General features: G+C 71.2%; 24 protein-coding genes. 11 read left to right on the top strand and 13 right to left on the bottom strand.

Annotation, left to right across the window (positions count from 1 at the left end):
* Window positions 1-18: 18 nt before the first annotated feature.
* From ABL310_RS10820 to pncA, 7 genes are all read left to right on the top strand, one after another.
* Window positions 19-1224 carry a YbfB/YjiJ family MFS transporter gene (locus tag ABL310_RS10820; protein ID WP_349371685.1) on the top strand — a complete coding sequence of 402 codons (1206 nt, stop codon included), beginning with the start codon at window positions 19-21 and terminating at the stop codon, window positions 1222-1224.
* Window positions 1221-3110, top strand: a complete 1890-nt coding sequence (locus ABL310_RS10815) for an FAD/NAD(P)-binding protein (protein WP_349371684.1) — start codon at window positions 1221-1223, stop codon at window positions 3108-3110. Before ABL310_RS10820 ends, ABL310_RS10815 begins: the two co-directional genes overlap by 4 nt.
* On the top strand, window positions 3098-3301 hold the full coding sequence (locus tag ABL310_RS10810) for a 4-oxalocrotonate tautomerase family protein (protein ID WP_349371683.1): 204 nt from the start codon (window positions 3098-3100) through the stop codon (window positions 3299-3301). Before ABL310_RS10815 ends, ABL310_RS10810 begins: the two co-directional genes overlap by 13 nt.
* A gap of 198 nt (window positions 3302-3499) precedes the next feature.
* A complete protein-coding gene (locus ABL310_RS10805; protein ID WP_349371682.1) occupies window positions 3500-4426 on the top strand; it encodes an integrase core domain-containing protein in 927 nt (308 codons plus the stop codon).
* A 64-nt stretch (window positions 4427-4490) separates the two neighbouring features.
* Entirely contained in the window at window positions 4491-5213 is a 723-nt protein-coding gene (locus ABL310_RS10800; RefSeq protein ID WP_349371681.1) for a 3-keto-5-aminohexanoate cleavage protein, read from the top strand.
* 64 nt (window positions 5214-5277) lie between these two features.
* Complete coding sequence (locus tag ABL310_RS10795; RefSeq protein ID WP_349371680.1) at window positions 5278-6351, top strand: BMP family ABC transporter substrate-binding protein; 1074 nt, start codon at window positions 5278-5280, stop codon at window positions 6349-6351.
* A gap of 85 nt (window positions 6352-6436) precedes the next feature.
* Window positions 6437-7087: a bifunctional nicotinamidase/pyrazinamidase gene (pncA, locus tag ABL310_RS10790; protein ID WP_349371679.1), complete on the top strand. Its 651-nt coding sequence runs from the start codon at window positions 6437-6439 to the stop codon at window positions 7085-7087.
* Between the two features lie 232 nt (window positions 7088-7319).
* On the opposite strand, the gene ABL310_RS10785 is transcribed toward pncA, so the two are convergent.
* From ABL310_RS10785 to coaD, 3 genes are read right to left on the bottom strand one after another with little or no spacing between them, the layout of a single operon-like run.
* On the bottom strand, window positions 7320-7784 hold the full coding sequence (locus ABL310_RS10785; RefSeq protein ID WP_349371678.1) for a peptidylprolyl isomerase: 465 nt from the start codon (window positions 7782-7784) through the stop codon (window positions 7320-7322).
* 34 nt (window positions 7785-7818) lie between these two features.
* Window positions 7819-8340, bottom strand: a complete 522-nt coding sequence (locus ABL310_RS10780; RefSeq protein WP_349371677.1) for a peptidylprolyl isomerase — start codon at window positions 8338-8340, stop codon at window positions 7819-7821.
* Between the two features lie 37 nt (window positions 8341-8377).
* On the bottom strand, window positions 8378-8872 hold the full coding sequence (gene coaD, locus ABL310_RS10775; protein ID WP_349371676.1) for a pantetheine-phosphate adenylyltransferase: 495 nt from the start codon (window positions 8870-8872) through the stop codon (window positions 8378-8380).
* Window positions 8873-8982: 110 nt separating this feature from the next.
* Between coaD and ABL310_RS10770 the strand changes: the two genes are divergently transcribed.
* Window positions 8983-9408 (top strand): hypothetical protein, encoded by a 426-nt coding sequence (locus tag ABL310_RS10770; protein ID WP_349371675.1) that lies wholly within the window; start codon window positions 8983-8985, stop codon window positions 9406-9408.
* Window positions 9409-9502: 94 nt separating this feature from the next.
* On the opposite strand, the gene ABL310_RS10765 is transcribed toward ABL310_RS10770, so the two are convergent.
* From ABL310_RS10765 to ABL310_RS10755, 3 genes are all read right to left on the bottom strand, one after another.
* The gene (locus ABL310_RS10765) at window positions 9503-10423 is read right to left on the bottom strand and encodes a methylenetetrahydrofolate reductase (RefSeq protein WP_349371674.1); all 921 of its coding nucleotides are present in this window, start codon (window positions 10421-10423) and stop codon (window positions 9503-9505) included.
* 65 nt (window positions 10424-10488) lie between these two features.
* Complete coding sequence (locus ABL310_RS10760; protein ID WP_349371673.1) at window positions 10489-11871, bottom strand: glycine cleavage T C-terminal barrel domain-containing protein; 1383 nt, start codon at window positions 11869-11871, stop codon at window positions 10489-10491.
* A gap of 297 nt (window positions 11872-12168) precedes the next feature.
* The gene (locus tag ABL310_RS10755) at window positions 12169-13155 is read right to left on the bottom strand and encodes an acetamidase/formamidase family protein (protein WP_349371672.1); all 987 of its coding nucleotides are present in this window, start codon (window positions 13153-13155) and stop codon (window positions 12169-12171) included.
* Between the two features lie 288 nt (window positions 13156-13443).
* Between ABL310_RS10755 and ABL310_RS10750 the strand changes: the two genes are divergently transcribed.
* Window positions 13444-15159, top strand: a complete 1716-nt coding sequence (locus ABL310_RS10750) for a hypothetical protein (protein WP_349371671.1) — start codon at window positions 13444-13446, stop codon at window positions 15157-15159.
* A 37-nt stretch (window positions 15160-15196) separates the two neighbouring features.
* Here the strand turns inward: ABL310_RS10750 and ABL310_RS10745 are convergent, their stop codons facing one another.
* The 6 genes from ABL310_RS10745 to ABL310_RS10720 are packed head-to-tail and all read right to left on the bottom strand — an operon-like array spanning window position 15197 to window position 21166.
* Window positions 15197-15961 carry an aldolase/citrate lyase family protein gene (locus tag ABL310_RS10745; protein WP_349371670.1) on the bottom strand — a complete coding sequence of 255 codons (765 nt, stop codon included), beginning with the start codon at window positions 15959-15961 and terminating at the stop codon, window positions 15197-15199.
* A gap of 32 nt (window positions 15962-15993) precedes the next feature.
* Window positions 15994-16818, bottom strand: coding sequence for an ATP-binding cassette domain-containing protein (locus ABL310_RS10740; protein ID WP_349371669.1), 825 nt, complete (start codon window positions 16816-16818; stop codon window positions 15994-15996).
* Window positions 16815-17690 carry an ABC transporter ATP-binding protein gene (locus ABL310_RS10735; protein ID WP_349371668.1) on the bottom strand — a complete coding sequence of 292 codons (876 nt, stop codon included), beginning with the start codon at window positions 17688-17690 and terminating at the stop codon, window positions 16815-16817. The genes ABL310_RS10740 and ABL310_RS10735 overlap by 4 nt, the downstream gene beginning before the upstream one ends.
* On the bottom strand, window positions 17687-18634 hold the full coding sequence (locus ABL310_RS10730; RefSeq protein WP_349371667.1) for an ABC transporter permease: 948 nt from the start codon (window positions 18632-18634) through the stop codon (window positions 17687-17689). Before ABL310_RS10730 ends, ABL310_RS10735 begins: the two co-directional genes overlap by 4 nt.
* Window positions 18627-19634 (bottom strand): ABC transporter permease, encoded by a 1008-nt coding sequence (locus ABL310_RS10725; RefSeq protein ID WP_349371666.1) that lies wholly within the window; start codon window positions 19632-19634, stop codon window positions 18627-18629. The genes ABL310_RS10730 and ABL310_RS10725 overlap by 8 nt, the downstream gene beginning before the upstream one ends.
* Window positions 19631-21166: an ABC transporter substrate-binding protein gene (locus ABL310_RS10720; protein WP_349371665.1), complete on the bottom strand. Its 1536-nt coding sequence runs from the start codon at window positions 21164-21166 to the stop codon at window positions 19631-19633. Before ABL310_RS10720 ends, ABL310_RS10725 begins: the two co-directional genes overlap by 4 nt.
* A gap of 426 nt (window positions 21167-21592) precedes the next feature.
* Here ABL310_RS10720 and ABL310_RS10715 point away from each other — a divergent pair, with 426 nt between their 5' ends.
* Together ABL310_RS10715 and ABL310_RS10710 are read left to right on the top strand one after the other, a co-directional pair.
* Window positions 21593-23746 (top strand): indolepyruvate ferredoxin oxidoreductase subunit alpha, encoded by a 2154-nt coding sequence (locus tag ABL310_RS10715; protein WP_349371664.1) that lies wholly within the window; start codon window positions 21593-21595, stop codon window positions 23744-23746.
* An 11-nt stretch (window positions 23747-23757) separates the two neighbouring features.
* Complete coding sequence (locus ABL310_RS10710; protein WP_349371663.1) at window positions 23758-25326, top strand: indolepyruvate oxidoreductase subunit beta family protein; 1569 nt, start codon at window positions 23758-23760, stop codon at window positions 25324-25326.
* Between the two features lie 6 nt (window positions 25327-25332).
* Here the strand turns inward: ABL310_RS10710 and ABL310_RS10705 are convergent, their stop codons facing one another.
* Window positions 25333-26658, bottom strand: coding sequence for an erythromycin esterase family protein (locus tag ABL310_RS10705; protein ID WP_349371662.1), 1326 nt, complete (start codon window positions 26656-26658; stop codon window positions 25333-25335).
* Between the last annotated feature and the right edge of the window lie 41 nt (window positions 26659-26699).

The following is a 26699-nucleotide window of genomic DNA, read 5'->3' as shown; positions in this document are numbered from 1 at the left end:
CGCCACGCCGGAGATCTCGTGCGTCTTCCCGCTCCAGCACGCCACGTCGCGCCGATCCCCCTGCGGCCCGTCCTCGCCGGCGTCGCCGCGAGTCTCGTCGGCATCGGGCTCGCGCGCTTCGCCTATACCCCGCTCATCCCGGTGCTGATCGAGCGGGGCTGGTTCGCGGCGGAGGACGCGTTCTATCTCGGGGCGGCCAATCTCGCCGGCTATCTCGCCGGCGCGCTGCTGGCGCCGCGGGGCGTCCGAACGATCGGCGCGCGCGCGATGCTGCGCGGCATGATGGCGCTCGCCGCCCTCTCCTTCTTCGCCTGCGCCGCGCCGCTCTCCTTCGCCTGGTACTTCCTCTGGCGCTTCGCCGCGGGCCTTTCCGGCGGGGCGCTGATGGCGATCGCCGCGCCGTCGATCCTGCCGGGCGTCCCTGCCGAAAGCCGGGGCCGTGCCAGCGGGATCATCTTCACCGGAGTCGGGCTCGGCGCCGCTCTCTCCGGCACGCTGATCCCCTGGCTGCTCGGCGCGGGTCTCGCGACGACCTGGATCGCGCTCGGCGCGGCGGCGACGCTCCTCGCGCTCGTCACCTGGCGCAGCTGGCCCGCGAACGCGCCGCCGGCCCCCGCCGACGCCCGGGCGCCGCAGGACCAGGGCCGGGCGTTGCGGCTGCTCTATGCGCAATACGGGCTCAACGCCGCCGGGCTCGTACCGCACATGGTCTTCCTCGTCGATTTCGTGGCGCGGGGATCCGCCGGGGGCTTCGCCGCGGGGGCGATGGCCTGGATCGCCTTCGGTCTCGGAGCGGTCGCGGGGCCTTTCACGCTCGGCGCCGTCGCGGACCGAATCGGGTTCTCCGCGACGCTGAGGGCCTCTCTCGCCGTGCAGCTCCTCGCCATCGGCGCGCTGGCCGTCACGGAGATCTACGCCGTGGTGATCGTCTCGGCGACCCTCGCCGGCGCTTTCACGCCGGGCATCGTCCCCCTCGTCCTCGGCCGCGTCCGGGAGATCCTCGCCGCGGCGCCGGATCGCCAGCAAGCCGCCTGGAGCCGCGCCACCGCCTCCTTCGCGCTGATGCAGGCGGCGGGCGCATACGGCTTCTCCTTCCTCTTCGCCGCCACCGGCGACTACGCCCTGCTCTTCCTCGTCGCCGCCGGCTGCCTGGCGCTCGCGCTGGCGCTGGAGGGCGTGCGGGGCGGGGCGCAGAGGCCTGCATCACGAGAGACCCGCCGATGACGATCCGAGATACAGTCAACGCATTGACGCAGATCGCCATCGTCGGCCTCGGGCCGCGCGGCCTGAGCGTGCTCGAGCGCATCGTCGCTCACCTCCGCGCGGCGCCTCTCGTGCGGCCCGCCGTCGTTCATGTCATCGACCCCAAGGAGCACGGGCTCGGCACGCATCATGTGCGCCAACCCGATCACCTCCTGATCAACACGGTCGCCTCCCAGATCACGATGTTCGCTGACGCGTCGGTCGCCATGGACGGGCCGCTGATCGAGGGCCCCGACCTCGCCAGCTGGGCTCGCGCGCAGGGCTACCGGCGCGTCGGTAGCCGGTTCCTGCGCCTCGGCACCGTGGAGGCCGGGGAGCCTATCGACGACAACGACTACGTTCCCCGGCGTCTGCTGGGGGAGTATCTCGCCTGGGTCTGCGACGGCCTCGTCCGCAGCGCACCGCCCTCTTTGTCGATCCGTTTCCATCGCCAGCTGGCGGTGGACATCGAGCCCCGCCCCGACGGCCGCAGCCGCGTCGTCCTCGACAGCGGATTCCCGCTCGATTGCGACTGGGTTTTCCTGACCATCGGCCACGGCTCGAACCGCCCGAGCGCCGAGGAGCGCGAATTCGTGGAATTCGTGAAGCGAAACGAGGCGCGCAACCCGCACCTCGCCTTCTTTCGATCCTGCTACCCCCTCGCCGACCTCGAAGCGATCGCGCCAGCCACGCGTGTCGCGGTTCAGGGCCTCGGGCTCTCGGCGCACGACGTCATCGCCGAGCTGACGGTCGGACGCAATGGCGAGTTCAGCGAGGAGGACGGTCGGCTCGTGTATCACACCTCGGGGCGAGAGCCGAAGCTGCTGCTCTTCTCGAGGCAATCGCTCCCCTTCGCGGCGCGAGGCGTCAACCAGAAGGGACCGAGCGGTCAGTACAAAGCCGCTTTTCTCACGGACGAGGTCGTCGCAAGCCTGGAGGGCGGCGGGCGGCAGCTCGACTTCATGGAGGAGGTCTGGCCGATCCTCAAGAAGGAGATGGCCTTCGCGTACCGGATCGCTGCGACCGGGGTCGCGGTCGAGCCGGCGGCGTTCGTGCCGACAGCCGAAGAGCGAACCGCCATTGACCGGCTCTTCCAGCCGCTGCCGGAAGGATTCGCGGACTTGGGCACGTTTCGCGACTTCGTGCGCCGCTTCCTGGCCGAGGACCTGAGCGCTGCCGCCGGAGGAAACGTCTCGAATCCTTTGAAGGCGGCGAGCGATGTGCTGCGCGACATCCGCGACACGTTGCGCCTGTGCGTGGACTGGGGCGGGCTCACGCCGCAGTCGCACCGCGATTTCATGGAACAGCTCGTGCCGGTCATGAACCGGATCGCGGTCGGTCCGCCGCTGCGGCGCAACCGAGAGCTGGCGGCGCTCATGGATGCCGGGGTCGTGGTCGTCGGCGGAGCGCCCGGCGCCCGCCTTCGCGCCAACGAACGCGATGCGCGCTTCGAGATCGTATCGTCGCGTCCCGGATGCTCCGACGCCGACATCGAGCCCGCGGACGTCCTGGTGAAAGCGCGGATCGACCATTTCTGGCCTGAGGAGGACGATTCGCCGCTCGTGCGGTCTCTGCTCGCCAGAGGCCTCGTCCGGCCGTACCGCAACGGCTCCTATCATCCGGGCGGCATCGAGATCGACCGAGACTACCACCCGGTGGATGGGTCCGGCTGCGGTCTCGGACGCGTCTTCGCGCTCGGCAATCTCACCGAGGGGCCCAACTTCTACACCTACGTGCTTCCCCGCCCGGGCGTGAACTCGCGCTTCCTGCGGGATTCCGACCGCTGCGTGGCGCAAACGCTGGCGGCGGTCCGCGTGAGCGATGCGGCCAGAGCAACAAAGAGAGGAACCGATCCATGCCCTACGTGAACATCAAGGTCACCCGCGAGGGGGTGACGCCTGCGCAGAAGAAGGCGCTCGTCGAAGGGGCGACGCGGCTTCTCGTCGACGTTCTGGGCAAGAACCCCGCGACCACCGTCGTCGTCATCGACGAGGTCGACACCGACAATTGGGGCGTCGGGGGCGTGGTCGTCACGGAGCGACGCAGGCAGGGGAAGTAGCCGCGCTGTTTAGGGTCGGACAGAAGTGAGACGCTGAGGCCTTGAACGGGATCGGGGATCCCGGAAGCTTGGGTTTGCGACAACACGAGCTTCAGGAGATCCCCGATGCAGGTTTTCGGCCTGCCCCGTCAGGTTATCAGAAACGGTCGGGTCGCGTCGCGTCTCATCGGCGCGAAGACCTTCGATATCGCAGCGACGATGAGACGCGACGCGGTGATGCGCTGGCGTCGTGCGATGCGCGCCGGGCTCGGGGCCGAGGAGGCCGCGCAGGCCGTCGGCGTGCCGCGCTCGACGCTGTATCGCTGGGAGAAGGACCCTCGGCCGCGCAGCCGTCGCCCGCACCGGATGCGAGCCAAGTCCTGGACGTCCGAGCTGGTCCGCGCCGTCGAGCGCCTGCGCGACGACTACCCGATGTGGGGACGCGCCAAGATCGGGCCGCTCGTGCGCCTCGAAGGCTTCGCCGTCTCCGACACGACGGTGGGGCGCATCATCGCCCACCTGGTCGCACGCGGACGCGCCCAGCCCGTCCCGATCGCCCGCAAGGCCGCCAAGACCAAGCGCTGGACCGCCAGGCGCCGTCATGCCCTGCGACTGCCCAAGGGACTGAAGGCCGACGCGCCCGGCGCCATCGTCCAGATCGACACCGTCTACGTCCAGATCGCGCCAGAGTGCCACGTCAAGCACTTCACCGCCTATTGCCCCGTCGCCAAATGGACCGTCGCAAAGGCTTTCCGGCGCGCCACCGCCAAGGCCGCCGCCCTCTTCCTCGACAAGGTCCTCGCCGAGATGCCCTTCCCGGTGAAGGCGATCCAGGTCGACGGCGGCTCCGAGTTCAAGGCCGAGTTCGAGCAGGCCTGCGCCGACAAGAACCTCGTCCTCTACGAGCTCCCGCCCAAGAGCCCCAAGCTCAACGGCGGCGTCGAGCGCTGCAACGCCGCCTGGCGCTACGAATTCTACGCCGTCTACGACCTCCCCGCCGGCGTCGAGGCCCTCAATCCCCATATCGACGCCTTCCAGCACCTCTACAACCACCACAGACCGCATGGAGCCCTTGCCGGACGACCACCCGCCGCGTACCTCTCCAAACCAGCTGCCGGGAGCCCCGCCGCGTCTCATATGTGCTGACCCCGGACACGCGCTTGCGCGGCGGCGGGCCGCGGGCGAACATGGCCCCACGAAGAGGCCCGCCATGCTCCTCCAAGCCGCCCTCAACGGCGCCCGCACCCCCGCCGAGCACCCCGCGGTTCCGCTCACGCCGGACGCGCTCGCCGCCGATGCGGCGGCCGTCGTCGCGGCGGGAGTGGGGGCGCTGCACGTGCATCCGCGGGACGCGTCGGGCGCGGAGACGCTGGAGGGCGCGGCCGTCGCGGCGGCGCTCGCGGCGATCCGGGCGGCCTGCCCGGGCGTGCCCGTCGGCGTCTCGACGGGGGCGTGGATCGCGCCCGGGGGCGCGGCGCGGCGCGAGGCCATGCGGGGCTGGCGGGTGTTGCCGGATTACGTCTCGATCAACCTCGTGGAGGAGGACGCGCCCGAGGTCGCGGCACTTGCCCTCGAAATGGGCATCGGGGTCGAGGCCGGGCTGTGGTCGCGCGGCGACGTCGCGCGCTTCCTGCACGAGCCGTGGGCGGCGCGCGTCCTGCGCGTGCTGGTGGAGATCAACGAGCAGGGCGAGGACGCGGCGCTCGGCGGCTTCGAGGGGGTGCTCGCGGAGCTGGACGAGGGCGGCTATGCCGGCCCCGTGCTCAGCCACGGGCTCGACAGCGGTTTCTGGCCCGTCTTCCGGGCGGCGCGGCGCGCCGGGCACGATCTTCGCATAGGGCTGGAGGACGTGCTCGTCCTGCCGGACGGGTCGCGCGCGGCCGGCAACGCCGCCCTCGCCGCCGCAGCGGCGGCGGAGATGGCGCGGGGCTAGCCGGGCGTTGCGCGGGCGCGGGATGAGTGCCACAGTTCGGGTTCCCATAGAACAAGAGGTCGTCATGAGGACAGGGACTTCGCTGATCGCCGCCGTCGCGGCGCTCGCTTTCGGCGCGACGGGGGCGTTCGCGCAGCAGGAAACCGCCAAGGTGGGCTTCATCTACGTGGGCCCGGTGGGCGACCACGGCTGGTCCTACCAGCACGACCAGGGCCGTCAGGCCGTCGAGGCCGCCTTCGGCGACAAGGTCGAGACCACCTTCGTCGAGAGCGTGCCCGAGTCGGACGCCGAGCGCGCCATCGAGCAGCTGGCCCGCACCGGCCACGACATCATCTTCACCACCTCCTTCGGCTTCATGGAGCCGACGCTGGCGGTGGCCGAGCGCTACCCGGACGTGAAGTTCGAGCACGCCACCGGCTACAAGCGCGCCGACAACGTCGCGACCTACGCCGGCAAGTTCCACGAGGGCCGCTACATCATCGGCCAGATCGCGGCGCGCATGTCGGAGAGCGGCGTGATCGGCTATGTCGGCGCCTTCCCGATTCCGGAAGTGATCGCCGGCATCAACGCCTTCATGCTGGGCGCGCAGTCCGTCGATCCCGACATCGAGCTGCGGGTCGTGTGGGTGAATTCCTGGTACGACCCGGCGCGCGAGGCCGACGCGGCGACGGCGCTCCTCGACCAGGGCGTCGACGTCATCACCCAGCACACCGACTCACCGGCCCCGCTCCAGGCCGCCGCCGACCGCGGCGCGCTCGGCTTCGGCCAGGCCTCCGACATGGAGCGCTTCGCCCCCGAGGCGCAGCTCACCGCCATCATCGACGACTGGGCGCCCTACTACGTGGAGCGCGTGGGCATGGTGCTCGACGGCACCTGGGGATCCACCGACACCTGGGGCGGCCTCGCCGACGGCATGGTGGTGATGGCCGACTACGCGAACATGCCCGAGGACGTCGCGGCGCTGGCCGAGACGACCGAGGCGGCGATCGCGTCGGGCGAGCTGCACCCGTTCGCCTGCCCGGTCTTCATGCAGGACGGGACGGAAGTCCCCTGCGAGGGCGGCACACATCTCTCCGACCCGCAGATCCTCGGCATGAACTTCTACGTCCAGGGCATCGACGCCCAGCTGCCGAACTGAGCCGAAGCCGGCCGGGACACAGCGCGCGCGGCCGCGACGCCGCGCGCGCCCTTTCTCAACGACAAGATTCGAGGGAGGCGCGGCCATGGACACGACGCCGACGGAAGCCGACGTTCTCGTCGTCACCGACGTGCAATACGATTTCCTGCCGGGCGGCGCGCTCGCCGTGCCGGACGGCGATGCGGTGATCGCGCCGATCGACGCTCTCGCGAAGCGCTTCGCCGCCCATCGCGGGCACATCCTGCTGACGCAGGACTGGCATCCGCCGCACCATTCCTCCTTCGCCTCGAGCCATACGGGCAAGGCGCCCTTCGAGACGATCGAGATGCCCTACGGGACGCAGATCCTGTGGCCGGACCATTGCGTCCAGGGCTCGCGCGGCGCCGAGATCTCGCGCGGCCTCGAATGCGCGTATCTCGCCGAGCTCGTCATCCGCAAGGGCTACAACAAGGACGTGGACAGCTATTCCGCCTTCCGCGAGGCGGACCGGCACACGCATACGGGCCTCGCCGGCTATTTGCGCGAGCGCGGCCTGAAGCGCCTCTTCTTCGCGGGGCTGGCCACGGATTTCTGCGTCGCCTGGAGCGCGCTCGACGCCCAGGCCGAGGGCTTCGACACCTACGTGATCCTCGACGCCTGCCGCGCCATCGACACGGACGGCTCGCTGGCCAAGGCGCTCGGCGACATGGAACGCGCCGGGGTGCGGTTCTGCGAGACGGGGGACCTGCTGGCGTGAGGCGCCGTCCCGGGTGATCTGTCATCCCGGGCGCCGAACGACGACCCGGGACCCATACGCGCCGACGCCTGTTTCGCGGCCTTCAGGCCGCGTTTCGCGACATCGCCATGCCGGTTCGTCGTGCAACGAGCGCGCCATGCGCGCTCGGACCGTCGTCGAGCGTATGGGTCCCGGGTCCGCTTCGCGGCCCGGGATGACAGGGCTTCGCTCCGTGCGCCGGGTTCGCGAACTCTCAGGCGTCCGCCATCACCTTCATCGAGACGATCTTGTCGGGCTCGCGCACGGGCTCGCCGCGCTTGATCTGGTCGATGGTCTCCATGCCCTCGGTGACCTTGCCCCAGACGGTGTACTGCTTGTCGAGGAAGCGGGCGTCGCCGAAGCAGATGAAGAACTGGCTGTTGGCCGAGTGCGGGGCCGAGGTGCGCGCCATCGAGCAGGTGCCGCGCACGTGCGGCTCGGCGTTGAACTCGGCCTTGAGGTCCGGCAGGTCGGAGCCGCCGGTGCCGGTGCCCGTGGGGTCGCCGGTCTGGGCCATGAAGCCCTCGATCACGCGGTGGAACGGCACGCCGTCGTAGAAGCCCTGGCGCGAGAGCGTCTTGATGCGCTCGACGTGGTTCGGCGCGACGTCCGGGCGCAGCTCGATGACGACGCGGCCCTTGGTCGTCTCCATGACGATGGTGTTCTCGGGATCGGCCATCGGGCCCTCCTGTCTGTGGTGGATCTGGCTGAGACTACTCGCCGACGCGCATATCGACGATGCGGTCGGGATCGGGAACCATGCCGGAACGGCCGACGCCCTTGGCGAGGCGGTCGATCGCCTCCATCCCGGAGACGACGTCGCCGACATAGGTGTACTGGTTGTCGAGCCATTCGGCCCGGTCGTAGACGATGAAGAACTGGCTGTTGGCCGAGTTCGGGTCCTGCGTGCGGGCCATGCCGATGGAGCCGCGCCGGAAGGGCGTGTTGGTGAATTCCGCCTCGAGGTCCGGCAGGTCGGAGCCGCCGGTGCCGGTGCCCGTCGGGTCGCCGGTCTGGGCCATGAAGCCCTCGATGACGCGGTGGAACGGAACGCCGTCGTAGAAGCCCTGTTCCGTCAGCGTGCGCAGGCGCTCGGCGTGCCGGGGCGCGAGGTCGGGGCGCAGCTCGATCACGACCTCGCCGTGGGGCGTCTCCATGACGAGGGTGTTCTCCTGAGCGGCGGCCGGCAGGACGGCCGCGAGCATCAGGGCGAAGGCGGCGATGAGGCTCTTCATCCTTGTCTCCGGAAAAGGGCCGCAGAAATGTGCGGCGTCACGCGAATTTCGCACTCAAGGGACCGACGACGGGCGCCGGCACGAAGGGGGCGACGTCGCCGCCCATCTTCGCGATCTGCCGCACCAACGTGCCGGAGATGTGGCGGGTCGGGCCCGAGGCGGGGAGGAACACGGTACGGATCTCGGGCGCCATGGCGGCGTTCATGCCGGCCATCTGCATCTCGTAGTCGAAATCCGTGGCGTCGCGCAGGCCACGCAGGATCAGCGTCGCGCCCACCCGGCGCGCGGCGTCCACCGCGAGGCCGTCGAAGGTGACGATCTCGATCTCGGCCGCGACCTTCAGGTCGGCGCAGACGGCGCGCAGCAGGTCGGCCTTCTCGTCGGGCGCGAACAGCGGCGTCTTGCCGGGATGCACGCCGATGGCGAGCACGATCCGGTCGGCCAGAGCCGCGCCCTGGACGATGATTTCGGCGTGCCCGTTGGTCACGGGATCGAAGGAGCCGGTATAGAGGGCGGTGCGCGGCGTCGGCATGGCCGCAAGGGTTAGCGGCTCGCGGCCCGGCCCGCAAGGGCGACGCCCGCTGCGGGGGCCCGGCCGGGATCGCGGTCGCCGGCACGCCGGCGTCCCCGCCGACGACGCGCTTGACCCCCGTGCCGAACCCTCACAGGCTCGCGCCCGGCTGGGGGATGGAGAATCGAATGCGAATCACGGTCCCCGCCGCCTTTGCGGCGTTCCTCGCCCTCACCCTCGCGCTTCCAGCCGGCGCGCAGGAAACAGCTACGGAGTTCAATCTCGCCGACGCGAAAGGCAAAGGCCTGATCGCGCTCTTCGGCATCACCGGCCTGGGCGAGACGACGGACACCCCCGGCGACGATCCCGGAGGGGTCGCGAGCATTACCGGGCGCGATTTCGGCGCCGCCGTTTCGCAAGCGGCGCGCGAAGGCGGCCTCGGGCGCGCAGTATCCGAGGTGGTGTCCGCCGAGGCGAGCGCGGGCGCCGACGCCGGGCCCGCCGGAGACGGGCCCGCCGGAGACGGGCCCGGCAATTCCGGCGGCCGCGGTCGCTGAGGGGCGACGCTCCCGACGCCGGCGGATCGAGGCCGGCGTCGGGCGAGCGGCGCTCACCCGCCGAGCCGCTCACGGACGGTGCGGCCTGCCGTGCTCAGCCCCGCGGCGCGGGGGCTCGGAGCCGCTCCGCCCGCCACCGTGCGAGCGCCTCGGGCCCGCCGAACGCATAGAGATGGATGCCGGCGAGCGGCAGATCCGGGGCGGCGAGGCGGCCCGCGGCGAGATCGGCGAGCACCCCGTCGGGGGACCATCCGCCGACGAGCCGCGCCGCGTCGGGCCGCGCCGTCAGCACGCGCGCGGAGGCGCCGACGCCGCATTGGCGGGCGTAGGAGACGAGCGTGGCGAGCTTCGCCGGGCCCGGCAGTCCGACGCGGACCGGAACGGCGAGATCGCGCACGCGCAGCCGCTCCATCCAGGCGAGGACGGGGGCGGCGTCGAAGACGAACTGCGTCAACAGCCGCATGCGCGCCCCGCTCTCGCGCGCCCAGGCGATCTTGTCGGCGAGCGCGGCGTCCAGCTCCACCGCATCGGCGTGGCGCAGCCCCTCGGGATGGCCCGCGAAGGCGACGTCCGAGAAGCCGTGGCGCGCGAGGAGGCCCGTGGCCAGCACGTCGCGCGTGTCGCGGAAGGGCCCGGCCGGACGCTCGACGTCGCCGGCGACGAGGAGGAGCCCCGCCGCCCCGGCCTCGGCGAGAAGCCGAAGCGCGCGGTCGAGCTCGTCGCGGCTCGCAAGCGTGCGCGCCGGGAGATGCGCGAGAGGCCGCATGCCGTCCGCCGCGAGCCGGGCGCAGGCGGCCGCGCTCGCCTCGACGCCCGCGCCCGGCAGGCGCGGGACGGAGACTTCGGTTCCCGCAGGCAGGCCGAGGCGGGCCAGCGAGGCGCTCGCGATCTGCCGCGGCGTCGCCTCGAGCGAGAGCTCCTCGACGAGGCGCCGCGCTTCGCCGGCGACGGCCTCGCCGGAGCCCGCGGGATCGCCGCGCGCCGCGGCGCGCGGACGGGTGAGGAAGTCGAACATCGCGCGCGCTCCGGTCTCGGGGGGCGTCGGACGGACGCGGCGTGCGCCCGTCCGGGGAGCGAGGGTCAGTACGCGCAGTCGCGCCCGCTCAGCTTCGCCCGTTCGCGGGCGTTCGGGTTGACCGAGGGCCGGAACGGCACCTCGACCACCCGCGCCGCCACCGGCGCGCCGGAGGTCTCGGCATACTCGTCCGGCAGCCACACCGACAGCGGCGTGCCGACCTCCTTCATCCCGACCGGCACGTAGCCCAGCGCGATGTTGGTCTCGAGCTCCGGCGAGTACCAGGGCGAGGTGACGTAGCCGACGGGGTCGCCTCCGTCCTCCCCGGAGATCAGCCAGAAATCCGGCGCGTAGTCGGTGATCGGCCTGCCGCCGAGCGCCATGCCGACCATGGTGAGCGCGAAGGGCGGCCGCCCGGCCTCGATCTCGGCGCGCACCGCCTCGAGCCGCGCCTTGCCGATGTAGTCGGCCGTCTTGTTGCGCGGCACCTGGTAGGCCAGGTTGCACTGGAACGGCAGCGTCTCGCTGTCGACGTCCTGCCCGTAGGACAGGATGCCCGCCGCGATGCGCCGGTGATGCGCCGGGGCGATGACCATCAGGCTGTGCTTGTGGCCGGCGTCCAGGATCGCGTCCCACATGTCCTCGGCGTGGAGCGTCGCGTCCTTCAGGTAGATCTCGTAGCCCTTCTCGCCGGTGAAGCCGGTCTGCGAGACGATCACCTCGTGTCCGGCGACCCGTCCTTCCATCAGCCCGTAATAGGGGATGGCGCGCACCGCCTCGCCGAACAGGTCGACCATCAGGGCTTCCGATTTCGGGCCCTGGATCTGCACCGGGCAGACGTCGATCTCGCCGATGGAGACGTCGAAGCGTTTCGTGGCATTGACCCCGCGCAGCCACAGCTCGATGTCGGAATCCGACAGCGAGAACCAGAACTCGTCCTGGGCGACGCGCAGGAGAACCGGGTCGTTGAGGATGCCGCCCTCCTCGTTGCAGAGGATGACGTACTTGCCCGCCATCGGCTGGATCTTCGTGGCGTCGCGCGTGATCACGTGGTTCACGAAGGCTTCGGCGTCCGGGCCCTTCACCCGGATCTGCCGCTCGACGGCGACGTTCCACAGGGTCACGTGGTTGACGAGCGCGTCGTACTCCACCATCGCGCCCCCGTCCTCGGGACGGACGTAGCCGCGGGGATGGTAGACGCGGTTGTAGACGGTCGCGCGCCAGCAGCCCGCTTCCATGGACAGATGCCAGTAGGGCGACTTGCGCACCCGGGTCGAGATCAGCATCTCGACGGGCGTGCGGCCGGACTGGCGCAGGTTGATCGGCACCCGCCGATCGGACTGGTCGACGGTGAGGCACTGCCCTCCGACGACGTGCCGCGGCCCCTGCGGCATGGTCTGCGGCGCGATGCTTTCGGCGGTCTTCTCGGCGTGTTCTGCGGTGATCATCTGAGACACCCACTCGTTCGATGACCTGCCCCCGTTCGACCAGCCTGCGACCGCCGCGCAGCCGCCGATATCCGCGGATCGACGCGCGCTTGCTGAAATTCGACAGAAAGGCGGCCGCCCGAGCGCGCGGATGAATAAAACCACCGTCGTTCGTACTGTTCGCGCGAAATCGAGCTCGAACCGACGGCAGCTTTACGCTGCGCTGCGGCATAAGGATGATCGCATGTCTTCGGCTCTGCTCGACGCGCGGCGGGTCCGTTACTGAAATGGCCGCGCTTCCTCATGCGCGCCGGCGCGTCAAGCGAGCCATTGCTTGCGGATCGAGGCCGCGAGGGAGAATTTCGGGTCGACCATGTTGCCGACCCGCAGCCGGCCCGCCTGGGTGCACAGCAGATAGGCCTCGATCTCGTCGAAGCCGTAATCCTCCGCCATCCAGCGGATCAGGTCGCGATAGGCCATGCGCGCCGCGTCCTCCATGGGCCGCGCGCTGCCCACCGCCATGATCGCCTCCTCGGTCTCGAGGCGCACGCCCGGGATCGGCCAGCCGCGGATCAGGTCCACCTGCAGGACGACCGTCGCCGGCATCTCGATGGCGACGCCGCCGAGCTCGCCGTCGCCCTGGCGCGCGTGGCAATCGCCCAGGAACAGGTGCGCGCCCGCGCGCTGGACCGGAAAGTAGAGGACGGCGCCCGGCGCCACGTCCGGCAGGTCCATGTTGCCGCCCCAATAGTCCGGCTGGAGCGAGGTCACGGCCTCGATCTCGGGGCTGACCCCGATCGTGCCCACGAAGGGCTCGTAGGGCAGCGTGACCCGGTCCGAGAGGACGACGCCCTCCTCCGTGACGGGGACCTTGCGCACGATCTCCGGCAGGGGCGCGTGCAGCATCGCCGTCTCGCGGGTGGCGACGAGGCCGCCGAAGCCGGGGATCAGCGCCGTCGTGCCGACGGGCTGCGGCCCGCGGGGCGCGACCGAGATCAGGCGCACGCACAAAACGTCGCCCTTCTCGGCGCCCTCGACGGCGATGGGGCCGTTCTGCGGATTGACGAAGGGCGGCGTCGCCACCTGCGAGGGCCGGTCCGCCTCGGTCTTCACCGCGCCGCCGAACGCGTCCAGCGTCTCGACCTCGATCACGGCGCCCGGCGCGACGCGCAGCACGGGCTCGGCATAGGGGCCGTAGACGTACTGGAACGCGCCCTGGTCGGCCTCGCTCAGCCGGTGGCGCGCGGTCTCGGCGCCGCGGGCGAGCCCGCGGCGGGCCATGTGAGATCCGGACAGCCAGGACATGCGATACCCTCCCTCGTGACGCGCGAAGGCTAGGCGCGCAGCGCGGCGGCGTAAACCGCCGGCGTCGGGGCACGAAAACCGCACCGCAGGTGCGGAACCGGGGCCCGACGCGGCGGTCGCCGGCCGGCGCCGCGCCCGCAAGCCGTTGCCCGCCATGGGGAAATCGTCTTTCGCGAACCGTACCGCGCGTTTTCTAGAACGCGCGCCGCATCGGGGTCATGGTCCTGCCCGAACGCGCCACGCGGGCTCCGCCCCGGGCGCCGAACCCCTCTTGCAGCGAGATCGACCATGACCATGAAGACCACCGCCTCGCGCGTGGCGCTCCTCACCTGCGCCGCGCTCTTCCTCGGAACCGCCCCCGCGCTCGCTCACGATGCGGGCGCGAGCCGCCCGAGCGAGCTGTTCGAGCCGGGCGCCGCCTATGTCGGGCAGGACGTCGACACCAGCGCCACGCGCCCGGCCCTGATCGAGGGCCTCGGCGAATACGGCCTGCCGGTGACGACGGCCGAGCCGCTGGCGCGCGCCTATTTCAACCAGGGCGTCGGCATGCTCTGGGGCTTCAATCACGCGGAGGCCGTGCGCGCCTTCCGGGCCGCGCAGGAGATCGACCCGACCTGCGCCATGTGCTTCTGGGGCGAGGCCTACGCACTCGGCCCCAACATCAACGACGGCATGCGCCAGGCGGCCGTCGAGCGCGCCTGGTACGCGGCGAGCCTCGCCCGGATCCTCGCGACGACGGAGAAGGAGCGCGCCCTCGCCGAGGCCATGGCGGCGCGCTACGCGCCGGGCGAGGACCGCGCCGCGCTGAACGAGGCCTTCGCCGACGGCATGACGGCCGTCTCGCAACGCTGGCCGGACGACCCGGACGTCCTGGTCGTGCGCGCCGACGCGGTGATGAACCTGCAGCCCTGGGACTATTGGGAGGCCGACGGGCGCACGCCCAAGGGCCGGGCCGGCGAGATCGTCGAGGCGCTCGAGCGGGCGATGGCGCTCTCCCCGAAGCATCCGGCGGCGCTCCACCTCTACATCCATGCGGTGGAGGCCTCGGCCGATCCGGGCCGCGCCGAGGAAGCGGCCGACCGGCTGCGCGACCTCGCTCCGGCCGCCGGGCACCTCACCCACATGCCGGCGCACATCTACATGCGCATCGGCCGCCACGCGGACTCGATCGCGGTCAACGAGGCGGCGATCGCGGCCGACGAGCGCTACCTCGCCGAGGCGGGCGCGGAGGCGAGCGACGTCTACCGTTTCGGGTATTATCCGCACAACGTGCACTTCAAGCTCGTCTCGGCCCAGATGGCCGGGCTCGCGGAGAAGGGGATCGAGGCCGCCCGCAAGCTCGCGGGGATCACCTCCGACGAGGTCTCCACCGAGGTCGCCTGGGTGCAGGCGATCCAGACCGCGCCCTACACGGCCCACGCCCAGCTCGCCGATCCGGAGGCGACGCTGGCCCTGCCGCCGCCCGCCGAGGACCTGCCCTTCGTCGCCGGCTTTCGGCACTACGCCCGCGGCGTCGCCCACGCGGCGCGGGGCGATCTCGCCGCGGCGGAAGCCGAGCGGCAGGCGATCGCGGCGCTGATCGAGACCACGGACCTCTCCGGGCTCGAGGCGCAGTACCTGCCGGCGAGCGATCTCCTGGCGATCGCCGAGGCCGTGGTCGCCGCCCGCATCGCCCGCGCCGAGGGCGATGCGGAGGAGGCCCTGCGCCTTCTGGAGGAGGCCATCGCGCTGGAGGACGGGATTTCCTACATGGAGCCGCCCTACTGGTACTATCCGGTGCGCCAGACGCTCGGCGCCGTCCTGCTCGAGCAGGACCGCGCCGACGAGGCGGCCGAGGCCTTCCGCGCCGCGCTGGAGCAGTTCCCCGACAACGGCTGGGCCCTGTGGGGCCTCTGGCAGGCCGAGCAGGCGCGCGGCGACGCCGAGGCCGCATCGCAGGCCGAACGCGCCTTCCGCGCCGCCTGGCTGGGCGACGAGGGCATGCCGACCCTCGAGCGGCTGTGAGCCGGAGCGCGCCGGGGCCGCGGGGAGCGCGCCCCCCCTACCCCCGCCGCCCCTCGCGCACGGTCGCCAGCGCCGAGCGCGCCGCGGCTTCGAGCATCATCAGGTCGGGCGTGATGGTGACGAGATCGAAGCCCTCTTCCAGCTTGGCGCGGCCGAAGGCGGGGGCGGCGGTGAAGATGCCGACCTTCTTGCCTGCCGCATGCGCCCGCTCGCGAATGTCGGCGATGGTGGCGACGACCTCCGGGTCGTCGTGGTCGGCGCGGGGGGCGCGGCCCAGCGCCAGCGCCAGGTCGGCGGGGCCGATGAAGATCCCGTCGAGGCCGTCGACGGCGAGGATGGCGTCGAGATGGTCGAGGCCCTTGCGGGTCTCGATCATGGCGAGGGAGACGACGCTCGCGCTCGCGCTCGCCGCATAGTCCTTGCCGTAGCGGATCAGCGGCCGGCGCGGGCCCCAGGAGCGCTTGCCGCGCGGGGGATAGTGCAGGCAATCGGCGAAGGCGCGGGCCTCCTCGGCGGTCTCGATCATCGGCGCGACGATGCCGTAGGCGCCGGCGTCGAGCAGCTTCATGATGGCGGCCGGCTCGTTCCAGTGCATGCGCACGATCGGCTCGACGCCCTGCTTCTCGACGGCGAGCAGCATGGCCGCGCAGGTCGAGAAGTCGATGAGGCTGTGCTGGAGGTCGATCACCACCGTGTCGAAGCCGCAGCCCGCGATGGTCTCGGCCGAGAGCGCGCCGCCGATCTGCAGCCAGGCGCCCACGGCCTGCCCGCCCCCGTCCCAGATCTCCCGCACGCGGTTCATCGACGTCTCCTCCCCGTCTTCGTCTTCGTGGTTCAGGCAGTCTCGCGCATCAGCCAGCCCGGGTCGACCTCGGGCAGCGGGATCGCGTCCATGAGCATGCGGGTATAGGCCTCCCGCGGGGCGGCGAAGACGGCCTCGCACGGCCCCTCCTCCACGATCCGGCCCTCGCGCATGACGACGACCCGGTCGCAGAAGGCGCGGATGACGGAGAGGTCGTGGCTGATGAAGCCGATGGCGAGGCCCATCTCGCGCGAGAGCGAGAACAGGAGATCGAGCACCTGCGCCTGGGTCGAGACGTCGAGGCCGGAGACGACCTCGTCGGCGAGCACGAAATCGGGCTCCAGCACCACGGCGCGGGCGATGCCGACGCGCTGGCGCTGCCCGCCGGAGAGCGCGTGCGGGTTCCGGTCCAGCGCGGTGGCGGGGAGCCCGACGCGGTCGAGCGTGCGCCGCACCCGCCGCTCCGCCGCCGCGCGGTCCGGCTCGAGCCCGTGCAGCAGGACCGGCTCGACCAGGATGCGCCGGATCGTGTGGCGCGGGTTGAGGGAGGACATCGGGTCCTGGAAGATCATCTGCATGCGTCGGCGCAGGCGCCGCAAAGCCTCGTCGGAGAGGCGCGCGAGATCGACGCCGTCGAAGCGCACCGCGCCGGCGCTCGGCGGAACGAGGCCGAGGAGCGCGCGCCCGAGCGTGGTCTTGCCCGAGCCCGATTCGCCGACGATGCCGACGATCTCCCCCTCCCCGATCGTCACGTCGATCCCGTGCAGCACCCGCACGCCCGGCCGCACGCCGCCGAGGAGCGAGCGCCCCGCGCCGTAGGCGACCTCGAGCCGTTCGGCCTCGACCAGCGCATTCATGCCGCCCTCCCCTCGTCGTGGCGCGCGATCTCCGCCTCGAGCCCGGCGATCACGCCCGGCGGCACCGGGTCGAAGCCGTGCTCGGGCCGGTCGTAGCGCGGGCTCGCGGCCAGCAGCGCCCGCGTATAGGGGTGGGCCGGCCCCTCGATCATGTCGCGCACCGGGCCGGCCTCGATCACCTTGCCCTGGTAGAGCAGCGTGACCCGGTCGCAGATCTTGGCGACGACGCCGAGATCGTGGGTGACGAAGATCACGCCGGTGCCGTGGCGCTCCTGCATGCCGCGGACGAGACGCAGGATCTGCTTCTGGACCGTGACGTCGAGCGCCGTCGTCGGCTCGTCGGCGACGACGAGCTTCGGCTCCAGCGCGAAGGCGGCGGCGATGAGCACGCGCTGGCGCATGCCGCCCGAGAGCTCGTGCGGATAGGCGCGGAGCGTGCGCTCCGGATCGCGGATATGGACCTCCTCCAGGAGGCGGAGCGCCCGCGCCCGCGCCTCGGCGCGGCTCATGCCGGCGACGAGGCGCATGCCGTCGGTGAGCTGGGCCTCGATCCGACGGGTGGGGTTGAGCCCGGTCATCGGATCCTGGGGGATCAGCGCGATCTCGCGGGCGACCAGCGCCCGCAGGCTGCGGTGATCCATGGTGGTGAGGTCGCGCCCGCGAAAGGCGATGTGCCCGCCGGTGATGCGGATCGTGGCGGGGAGGATGTCCAGCACCGCTTTCGCGATGGTCGACTTGCCCGCCCCGCTCTCGCCGACGAGGCCGTGCACCTCCCCCTCCCCGACGCGAAGCTCGACGTCGCGCAGCACGCGGGCGCCCTCGCGGGTGGAGACGGCCGAGAGGCCGGCGATCTCGAGGAGAGGCGCGCTCATCGCTTGGCCACCGGGTCGAGGGCGCGGCGCAGGCCGTCGCCGAGCTGGTTGAAGGCCAGCACCGTGAGGAAGAGCATCGCGAGCGGCGCCGCGAGCACCCACCAGGCGTGATGGATGATCTGTCGTCCCTGAGCGATCATCCCGCCCCAGGTCGGCATGTCGGAGGAGACCGAGAGGCCGACGAAGGAGAGGATCGCCTCGACGATGACGGCGATGCCCATCTCGAGGCTGACCAGCGCCACCAGCACCGGCGCGACGTTGGGCAGGATCTCGCGAAACAGGATCGCGCCCTTCGAGAAGCCGATGGTGCGCGCGGCGGTGACGTAGTCCTGCGCCGCCTGCTGCATCGTCTCGGCGCGCACGACGCGGCAGAAGCGGGTCCAGTCGATGATGACGATGGCGATGATCACCGCGGGCAGCCCCGCGCCGATGATGGCGACGAGCAGGATCGAGAGCAGGACCGGCGGGAACGCCATCCAGATGTCGACGAGCCGCGAGACGGCGCCGTCCACGAGCCCGCGGTACCAGCCGGCGAGGAGGCCGAGCGCCGAGCCGAGGATCGCGGCGAGCGTCGCGGCGACGAGCGCGACGGTGAGCGCCACGCGCGCGCCGTAGATCAGCCGCGAGAGCACGTCGCGGCCGAGATCGTCGGTGCCGAGCCAGTAGCCGGGCTCCGAGCCCGCGACGCCGACGGGCGGCAGGAGCGACATCAGGAGGTCCTGCTCCAGCGGGTCGCGCGGGGCGATCCAGGGGGCGAGGATCGCGACGAGGGCGAGGAGGATGAGGTATCCGCCGGCGATCGCGACGCGCGGCTCGGCCGCGAGGTCGCGCCACAGACGCCGCTTCGTGGGTGCCGGGCTCTCGGACGCGACCGGCGCCGGCTCGAGCGCGGCGGCCTCCACGGGCGGAGCGGACGGGGTGGGCCGGGGCATCGCGTCAGCCATGGCGCAACCTCGGGTTCAGGGCGGCCACCGCGAGGTCGACGGCGAGGTTGATGGCGATGAAGAGCGCCCCGAAGGCGAGCACGATGCCTTGGATCAGCGGCAGGTCGCGGTTGATGACGGCGTCGATCGCCATGTTGCCGATGCCGGGATAGGCGAAGATGCGCTCGATGATCACGGTCCCGCCGACGAGGAAGGTGAACTGCACGCCGGTGAGCGCCAGCGTCGCCGGCAGCGCGTTGCGCAGCGCCTCCTGCAGGACGAGACGCAGCTCCGACTTTCCTTTCAGCCGTGCGAGCAGCACGTAGTCCTGCCCCATCGCCTCGATCAGCGCGCCCTTGAGCACGCGCGCGACGATGGCCGCGAGCGGCAGCGCCAGCGCCAGGACCGGCATCGTCATGTGCGAGACGATGTTCGCGAAGACGGCGACTTCCCCGCGCAAAAGGCTCTCCACGAGGAAGAAGCGCGTGGCGAAATCGACGTCGATCGTCGGGTCCATGCGCCCGGTGAGCGGGAAGACGGGGATGAAGACCGCGAAGATCAGCACGAAGGCGAGCGCCCAGATGAAATCCGGCACGGCGAGCAGGAGCCCGTTCGCGCCGTCGACCACCGCCTCGCCCGGGGAGCGACGCGCCAGCGTGCCGAGGATCGCGATCGCGCCGCCGACGAGGAGCGCGACGACGAGCGCCGCGCCCGCGAGCTCGAGCGTCGCCGGAAGTCGCTGGCCGAGGAGGCCAAGAACGTCCGAGCGCAGCGAGATCGAGGTGCCGAGATCGCCGACGACGAGCCCCTGGAGCCAGATGCCGAACTGGGCGAGCAGGCCCTGGTCGAGCCCGTAGCGGGCGCGCAAGGCCGCGATGTCGGCCTCGCTCGCGCCGGGGCCGATCATCATGGCGATCGGGTCCCCCGGCGCGACGCGCAGGAGCACGAAGACGACCACCGCGACGCCGAACAGCGTCACGGCGGCCGTCGCGAGCCGTCTCAGGACCGCGCCGAGGCTCACGCCGCCGGCTCGACCAGGGTCGGCTGCAGCGCGCCGGAGACGTTCGGCGTCACCTTCAGCGTGTCCTTGAAGACGATCGGCTGGACGTATTGCAGCACCGGGATGACGTAGCCCTGCTCGGCGACGTAGGCCGACACGTCCTTCCAGCCCTGGATGCGCTTCTCCTCGTCCGCCTCGCCCCAGAGCGGGCCGATCCTGGCGTCGACGTCGTCCGTCTTCCAGGAGGAATGCGGCGAGGGGCCGAACATGGCGAAGCCGGTGGAGGTCGTCGGGTCGGCGATCGCGTTGCCCCAATTGTAGAAGGCGGCGGGCGCGAGCGCGTGGCCGGCGCGCAGCTCGAAGTGCTTGGCGACCTCGTAGACCTCGATCTCGGCCTCGATGCCGATGCGCCGCCACATCCCGACGATCGCCTGGATCATCTCGTAATCCTTCGGCTTCAAGCCGCGGGTCGTCTGGATGGTGAAGCGCACCGGGTTGTCCGGTCCGTAGCCGCTCTCGGCGAGGAGCGCCTTGGCCTTGTCGGGGTCGTGCGGAACCTCGATCGACGGATCGAAGGCGTCGTATTCGGGCGCCTCCAGCGTGTCGATCGGCACGCCGTAGCCGCGCAGCAGGCGGTCGACGATGGCCTGCTTGTCGATCGCGTGGTGGGCGGCGAGGCGCACGTTCTTGTCGAGCATCGGGTCGGTGTTGCGGATGAAGATCATCCCGATGTCGGAGATCGGCGTCGCGACGCCCTCGAGCCCGTCCTTGGCGACGAGGCGGTCGTATTCCTCGTAGGGCACTTCCAGCGTGATGTCGGAGGCGCCGCTCTCGATCTCGGCGACGCGGCTCGTCGCGTCGGTGACGAACTTGAAGACCACGGTCTCGAAGGCGGGCTTGCCGCCCCAATAATCGGCGTTGGCCTTGAGCCGCAGGAAGGAATTCCCCTCGTAGGCGTCGACCATGTAGGGCCCGGTGCCGATGGGCGCGGCCTCGAAGCCCTCGGGACCGACGCGCTCGTAATAGTCCTTCGGCAGCACGTAGCCGGTGAGGAAGGCCATCCACTTGAAGAGCGTCGGCTCGAAGGAGAGCACGTCCGCGGTGATGCGGTTGCCGTCGACGGAGAAGTTGCCGATCTTCGACCAGACGAACTGGATCGGGTTGCCGGTCTCCGGCTTCGCCGCGCGCTCCAGCGACCAGACGACGTCGGCGGGGGTGAAGGGCGAGCCGTCGTGCCAGGTGACGCCCTCGCGCACCTCCATCCAGACCTGGCTCTTGTCCTCGTTCCAGCCCCAGCCGGTGAGCAGGCCGGGCTCGAAGGAGAGGTCGGGCTTCTGGCCGACGAACTGGTCGAAGATCGAGCGATAGATCGCCTGGATCGTCGGGTTCACCGCCGAGGTCCCCACCGTCGGGTCGAAGGACGGCAGGTTGACGTTGAAGGCGATGGTCAGGGTGTCGGTCTGGGCCTGGACGGGCACGCGCCCGGCCAGCATCGCGGCGACGAAAGCGCCCGCGCCCATGGCCAGCGTCTGCCGGCGGGTGACGGTCGGCATGGAAGTCTCTCCTCGTTCCCCTCGGTCGCCTCCTCCTGGGGAAGCGCCTGCCCTATCGGGCTTGGAAGTACTTCAACCCTAAAATTATGCATTTGCAAGAGTGGGCGCGCACTTTTCCGGATGGGTTCGGGCGCTGCCGCCGAGATGGGCGCGATGCCCGTCCCGTGTGCGCGGCGCCGCTCGCATGGTGGGCAGGAGCCGCGTTATTGCAGTGCAAAACAAGTGCCGGACGCATGCGATCGCGGCGGAGCGGGACCGCCGCGCGCCCGCCGGCTTTGCGCCGCCGCCCGTGCGCGCATCGGCTTTTCAGCCCCCGTGACATTTCCCTCCCGATCCCCTAGGAATATGCAATCGCATCTATTCCAGGGGTGACGCGCCGACGATCGAAGAGGGGACGCGGCGCGGTCTCACGGGAGGCACGAGGACATGGCGGAACGGTCGTTCGCGCGCGAGGTCGAGGATCTCAAGCTCGGAGACGGCGAGGTCTTCCGCGGGGAAGGCATTCTCGCGATCACCAAGGCGCTGCTGCAGGCGGGCGTCTCCTATGTCGGCGGCTACCAGGGCGCGCCGATCTCGCATCTGATGGACGTGCTCGCCGACGCCAAGGACGTGCTCGACGAGCTCGGCGTGCACTTCGAGAGCTCGGCCTCGGAGGCCACGGCCGCGGCGACGCTCTCGGCCTCGGTGATGTACCCGATCCGGGGCGCCGTCACCTTCAAGTCGACGGTGGGCACCAACGTCGCCTCCGACGCGCTCGCCAACCTCGCCTCCGGCGGTGTCACCGGCGGGGCGATGATCATCGTCGGCGAGGATTACGGCGAGGGCTCCTCCATCATGCAGGAGCGCTCGCACGCCTTCGCGATGAAGTCGCAGATCTGGCTGCTCGACCCGCGCCCGAATCTCGAGACCATCGTGAAGATGGTCGAGGAGGGCTTCGAGCTCTCCGAGGCCTCGAACACGCCGGTGATGCTCGAGGTGCGCATCCGCACCTGCCACGTCCACGGCCACTTCAAGACGAAGACCAACAAGAAGCCGGACTTCACGCTGCGCCAGGCGCTGGAGAACCCCAAGCGCGACGTCAACCGAATCGTGCTGCCGCCGGCCTCCTATCTCCACGAGAAGGAAAAGATCGAGAAGCGCTGGCCCGCGGCCGTCCAGTTCGTCAAGGACCGCAAGCTCAACGAGCATTTCGGCCCGGAGGAGGGCGAGACCGGGATCATCGTCCAGGGCGGCATGTTCAACAACACCATGCGCGCCCTCCAGATCCTCGGCCTCGCCGACGTCTACGGCAATTCCGCGGTTCCCGTGCACGTCCTCAACGTCACCTATCCGCTCATCGACGACGAGCTCGCCGCCTTCTGCGCCGGCAAGAAGGCCGTGCTGATGGTCGAGGAGGGCCAGCCCGAGTTCCTCGAGCAGGCGCTCTCCCACATCCTGCGCAAGCGCGACATCCAGACGAAGCTGTCCGGCAAGGACGTGCTGCCCATGGCGGGCGAGTACACGACGCAGGTGCTCCTGAAGGGGCTGAAAGCCTTCTTCGCCGAGCACGACCGCCCGGTTCTGGGCAACGAGCCGCCGATCCCGGACCCGGAGCCCGTCCTCACCGACCCGTCCGTGAAGGCCCTCGCCGACGTCGTGCCGCCGCGCCCGCCGGGCTTCTGCACAGGCTGCCCCGAGCGGCCGATCTTCGCGGCGATGAAGCTCGTCGAGAAGGAGCTCGGCCAGCACCACGTCTCGGCCGACATCGGCTGCCACCTGTTCTCGATCCTGCCGCCCTTCAACATCGGCGCGACGACGATGGGCTACGGGCTCGGGCCCGCCTCGGCCTCCGCCTTCAACGTCGAGGCGGACAAGCGGCCGATCTCGATCATGGGCGACGGCGGGTTCTGGCACAACGGCCTGAGCTCGTCCGTCGGCAACGCCGTGTACAACAAGCACGACGGCGTGATCATGATCGTCGACAACTACTATTCCGCCGCCACCGGCGGGCAGGACATCCTCTCCTCCCGCGCCGAGAGCAAGCGCCGGTCGACGAACAACTCCATCACCGATGCGGTGAAGGGGGTCGGCGTCAAGTGGGTGCGCCAGATCGACCATACCTACGACGTCACGAAGATGCGCGACACCTTGCGCGAGGCGCTCACCACGCAGGAGAAGGGCCCGAAGGTCATCGTGGCCTCCTCCGAATGCATGCTCAACAAGCAGCGCCGGGTGAAGCCGCTCGTCGCCAAGGCCGCGAAGGAAGGCAAGCGCCTCGTACGCGAGCGCTTCGGCGTCGACGAGGACGTCTGCACGGGCGATCACGCCTGCATCCGCCTCTCGGGCTGCCCGTCGCTGTCGATGAAGCACCTCGACGACCCGCTGCGGGACGACCCCGTGGCCTCGATCGACCACACCTGCGTCGGCTGCGGCAATTGCGGCGAGGTGGCCGAGGCCGCCGTGCTCTGCCCGTCCTTCTACCGGGCGGACGTCATCGTGAACCCGACGGGGCTCGACCGCTTCCTCGCGCGGATGCGCCGCTCGGTCATCTCCTGGCTCGCCGCGCGCCGCGACCGGCGCCGCATCGCCTTCCCGGCCTGAGGACGCGCACGATGACCCGTCACGAGACCTTCACGACCGCGCTCTCCACCGACCGGCCGATCACGCTCGCGATCCTCGCCATGGGCGGCCAGGGCGGCGGCGTCCTCGCCGACTGGATCGTCGGCATGGCCGAGGCGCAGGGCTGGACGGCGCAGTCCACCTCCGTCCCCGGCGTCGCCCAGCGTACGGGTGCGACGATCTACTACATCGAGATGGTGAAGGCCCCCGAGGGCGCCGAGCCGATCCTCGCGCTGATGCCGACGCCGGGCGACGTCGACGTGGTGCTCGCCGCCGAGTTCATGGAGGCCGGCCGCTCGATCCTGCGCGGGCTCGTCACGCCCGACCGCACGACGCTGATCGCCTCGACCCACCGCGCCTATGCGGTCGCCGAGAAGCAGAAGCCCGGGGACGGCGCGGCCGATCCGCAGGCGGTGGTGACGGCGTCGGGCGTCGCGGCCAAGCGCGTCATCGCCTCCGACCTCGACAGGCTCGCCGCGCAGCACGGCAGCGTGATCTCCGCCTCGCTCTTCGGCTCGCTCGCCGGCTCGGGCGCCCTGCCCTTCCCGCGCGAGGCCTTCGAGGCCGCGATCGAGGCCGGCGGCAAGGGCGTGAAGGCGAGCCTCGCCGCCTTCGCCGCCGCCTACGCGCGCGCGCAGAGCCCGGACGAGGCAGCGGCCGAGCCGGCCGAGGCGACGCCGGCGAAGGCGGATCCGCTCGCGCCCGTCGGCCATGCCGGCTTCGACGCGCTGTTGGCGCAGGTGAGGGAGAATCTCCCCTCCGAGGTACGGCTTCTCGCGGCGGCGGGCCTGCGCAAGGTCGTCGACTTCCAGGATCTCGCCTATGGCGAGGCCTATCTCGCGCGCCTCTCCGACCTCCTCGCGGCCGACCGCGCCGCCGGGGGCGAGGCGCAGGGCCACGCCTTCACCGCGGCCTGCGCCAAGTATCTCGCGGTCGCCATGGCCTACGACGACGTCATCCGCGTCGCCGATCTCAAGACCCGCGGCAGCCGCCACGAGCGCGTCGTGCGCGAGGTCGGGGTGAAGGAGAGCGAGATCCTCTACACGACCGAGTTCATGCATCCGCGCATGGAGGAGGTGATCGGCACCATGCCCGCCGGCCTGGGCCGCTGGCTCGAGGACCGCCCCGCCCTGGTGAAGCGCCTCGACCGCTTCGTCTCGCGCGGGCGGCGGGTGCGCACGGGCACGATCCGCTGGTATCTCGCGCTCTACGTCGTGGCGGGCTTCAAGCGCATGCGGCTGCGGACCCTGCGGCACGCCCGCGAGGCGGCGCATGTCGACGCCTGGCTCGGGAAGGCGCTCGAGGTGCTGCCGCGCAACTACGCGCTCGCCGTCGAGATCGTCGGCGCGCGGCGCCTGGTGAAGGGCTATTCGGACACCCACGCCCGCGGCGAGGCGAAGTTCGACCGCGTCCTCTCCGCCGTGCCGATGCTGATCGAGCGCCCCGACGGCGGCGATTGGCTGCGGCGCCTGAAGCAGGCGGCCCTGATGGACGAGGACGGCGTCGCGCTCGACGGCGCGCTCAAGACGGTGGCCTCCCTCGACGAGCAGGCGGCGGCCTGAGGGCGCTCACAGCCCGAAGGGCCAGGTCTCCGGCGCGCCGGGGCGCGGCTCCTCCGGGAGCGGAGTGACGGCGCGGGTCTCGGCGAACCAGATGTAGGCGTCGAACTGGTCGGCGAGCGCCGCGTCCATGTAGTGGCTCGTCAGCTCCGTCTCGGGGCGGTAGATCACGCCGATGAAGCGCTCCAGCCGCTCCCGGCGCAGGGCCTCGGCAAGGTCCTCGGGGAGCCGCTCGCCCAGGTCGAGGAGGAGCCGGTCGGCGCCCGAATCGGCGAAGAGCCGCTCGACGCTGTCGGGATGCGAGCCGCGCACCGGCTTCACTTCCATCGGCTCGTCCCAGTTCGACGCGGCGGCGACCGTGCCGCGATCGGTGCCGAATCCGATCAGCACGGCGTCGTCGCCGTAGCGCTCGCGGCAGACCTGGCCGAGCGAGATCTCGTGCTGGACGCGCCCCATGTCGGCGGCGCGGGCGTCGTGGATGTGGGAATTGTGGGCCCATACCACGCCCTTGGCGCCCGGGCCCTTGGCCCGGAGGAGGTTGTCCAGCGTGTCCGCCATGTGCTGGTCGCGCAGGTTCCAGGACTGCGCCCCGCCGTAATACATGATGCGGTAGTAGCGCTCGGCCGACTGGACGAGCCGGGCGTTCTGCTCGGCGTCGAGGAAGGCCTCGCCGTCGGCCCGCAGATAGGCGAGCCGCTTGTCGAGGAGATCCCTCAGCATGGCGGCCACCGCGTCCTCGCAGAGCGGATAGCCGGCGGAAAGCGCCGCGCGGCCGTAGGTCGCCGGATCGTTGCGCCAGCGCATCAGGCAGCCGTAGCGCTCCCGCGCGACGCCCGCGGCCTCCGGGTCGACGTCGTCGAGATAGTCGATCACGGCGCGCATGGAGGCGTCGAGGCTGTAGATGTCGAGGCCGTGGAAGGCGGCGCGCTTCTCGGGCGCGCGGTCGCGATTGAAGGCGTGCAGCCAGTCGACGAAGCCGGACACCGTCTCGTTGCGCCACATCCAGAGCGGAAAGCGCCGGAAGGCGCCGCCGTCGCGCCGGGCGCCGGGGCCGTCCCGGACATGCGCGTCGACCTGCGCGGCGTCCGGCCAGTCGCCCTCGATGGCGACGAAGGAGAAGCCGTGCTCCTCGATCAGCCGCTTCGTGATCGCCGCGCGCGTCTCGTAGAACTCCGCCGTGCCGTGGCTCGCCTCGCCGAGCAGCACGACCCGCGCGTCGCCGTAGCGGTCGAAGACGCGGCCGAAGGCGGCCTCGTCCGTCGGCGGCGGCAGCGTCTCGCCGGCCGCGCGGATGCGGGCGGGCAGATCCTCGCGGCTCGCGGTGAAGAGGGCCATGATGCGTCCTTTGCGGGGTCTGGTGGGCCTTTCCCCGGCAA

The sequence above is a fragment of the Salinarimonas sp. genome, from assembly GCF_040111675.1.
Classification (GTDB): domain Bacteria; phylum Pseudomonadota; class Alphaproteobacteria; order Rhizobiales; family Beijerinckiaceae; genus Salinarimonas.
Note: the sequence above shows the minus strand (reverse complement) of the source record. Positions and strands in the feature narration are given on the sequence as shown.

Bases quoted from the DNA above. Each gene is read 5' to 3' on its own strand.
- ABL310_RS10780 (WP_349371677.1), bottom strand. From the start codon at position 8,340: ATGAAGAGCCTCATCGCCGCCTTCGCCCTGATGCTCGCGGCCGTCCTG.
- ABL310_RS10755 (WP_349371672.1), bottom strand. From the start codon at position 13,155: ATGTCCTGGCTGTCCGGATCTCACATGGCCCGCCGCGGGCTCGCCCGC.
- ABL310_RS10745 (WP_349371670.1), bottom strand. From the start codon at position 15,961: ATGAACCGCGTGCGGGAGATCTGGGACGGGGGCGGGCAGGCCGTGGGC.
- ABL310_RS10715 (WP_349371664.1), top strand. From the start codon at position 21,593: ATGGCGGAACGGTCGTTCGCGCGCGAGGTCGAGGATCTCAAGCTCGGA.
- pncA (WP_349371679.1), top strand. From the start codon at position 6,437: ATGGACACGACGCCGACGGAAGCCGACGTTCTCGTCGTCACCGACGTG.
- ABL310_RS10800 (WP_349371681.1), top strand. From the start codon at position 4,491: ATGCTCCTCCAAGCCGCCCTCAACGGCGCCCGCACCCCCGCCGAGCAC.
- ABL310_RS10705 (WP_349371662.1), bottom strand. From the start codon at position 26,658: ATGGCCCTCTTCACCGCGAGCCGCGAGGATCTGCCCGCCCGCATCCGC.
- ABL310_RS10815 (WP_349371684.1), top strand. From the start codon at position 1,221: ATGACGATCCGAGATACAGTCAACGCATTGACGCAGATCGCCATCGTC.
- ABL310_RS10735 (WP_349371668.1), bottom strand. From the start codon at position 17,690: ATGAGCGCGCCTCTCCTCGAGATCGCCGGCCTCTCGGCCGTCTCCACC.
- ABL310_RS10805 (WP_349371682.1), top strand. From the start codon at position 3,500: ATGAGACGCGACGCGGTGATGCGCTGGCGTCGTGCGATGCGCGCCGGG.
- ABL310_RS10760 (WP_349371673.1), bottom strand. From the start codon at position 11,871: ATGATCACCGCAGAACACGCCGAGAAGACCGCCGAAAGCATCGCGCCG.
- coaD (WP_349371676.1), bottom strand. From the start codon at position 8,872: ATGCCGACGCCGCGCACCGCCCTCTATACCGGCTCCTTCGATCCCGTG.
- ABL310_RS10750 (WP_349371671.1), top strand. From the start codon at position 13,444: ATGACCATGAAGACCACCGCCTCGCGCGTGGCGCTCCTCACCTGCGCC.
- ABL310_RS10740 (WP_349371669.1), bottom strand. From the start codon at position 16,818: ATGAATGCGCTGGTCGAGGCCGAACGGCTCGAGGTCGCCTACGGCGCG.
- ABL310_RS10720 (WP_349371665.1), bottom strand. From the start codon at position 21,166: ATGCCGACCGTCACCCGCCGGCAGACGCTGGCCATGGGCGCGGGCGCT.
- ABL310_RS10785 (WP_349371678.1), bottom strand. From the start codon at position 7,784: ATGGCCGATCCCGAGAACACCATCGTCATGGAGACGACCAAGGGCCGC.
- ABL310_RS10810 (WP_349371683.1), top strand. From the start codon at position 3,098: ATGCCCTACGTGAACATCAAGGTCACCCGCGAGGGGGTGACGCCTGCG.
- ABL310_RS10730 (WP_349371667.1), bottom strand. From the start codon at position 18,634: ATGGCTGACGCGATGCCCCGGCCCACCCCGTCCGCTCCGCCCGTGGAG.
- ABL310_RS10710 (WP_349371663.1), top strand. From the start codon at position 23,758: ATGACCCGTCACGAGACCTTCACGACCGCGCTCTCCACCGACCGGCCG.
- ABL310_RS10795 (WP_349371680.1), top strand. From the start codon at position 5,278: ATGAGGACAGGGACTTCGCTGATCGCCGCCGTCGCGGCGCTCGCTTTC.
- ABL310_RS10765 (WP_349371674.1), bottom strand. From the start codon at position 10,423: ATGTTCGACTTCCTCACCCGTCCGCGCGCCGCGGCGCGCGGCGATCCC.